This window comes from Vibrio marinisediminis (assembly GCF_014050145.1).
In the GTDB taxonomy this organism is placed as follows: Bacteria; Pseudomonadota; Gammaproteobacteria; order Enterobacterales; family Vibrionaceae; genus Vibrio; species Vibrio marinisediminis.
In genome coordinates, this window is sequence record NZ_JACFYF010000130.1 from 1 (window position 1) to 316 (window position 316).

At 76.3% G+C, this 316-nt stretch carries 1 protein-coding gene; it reads left to right on the top strand.

All coding sequences use genetic code 11. The features are described 5' to 3' along the window. Nucleotides 1–316, top strand: a 316-nt coding sequence (locus H2O73_RS23665; RefSeq protein WP_220457713.1) for a hypothetical protein, incomplete at both ends; no start/stop codon positions are given.

Sequence of the window (316 nt, forward strand, 5' to 3'; positions counted from 1 at the left end):
CCCCTGGGGGACAAGCTGGCCGCGGCGGGGCGCGGGGCGCGGCGGCTGCGGCTGGAGCTGTTGCGCTGCGATCAGACCCGGCAGAGCTTCGATCTGGGCCTGGCGCACCCCTCGGCGGACCCGGCGCGGCTGCGCCCCCTGATCCTGCAGAAACTGGACGAGGCCGAGGCCGGGTTCGGCATCGACGTGATCCGGCTGGAGGCGGTGCAGACCGAGCCGGTCCAGGCCGCCCAGCATGCGGGGCACCTGGAAGCCACCCGCGCCGCCAAGGCCGGCCGGACGCGCACGGCGCTGGACGACCTGCTCGGCACGCTGG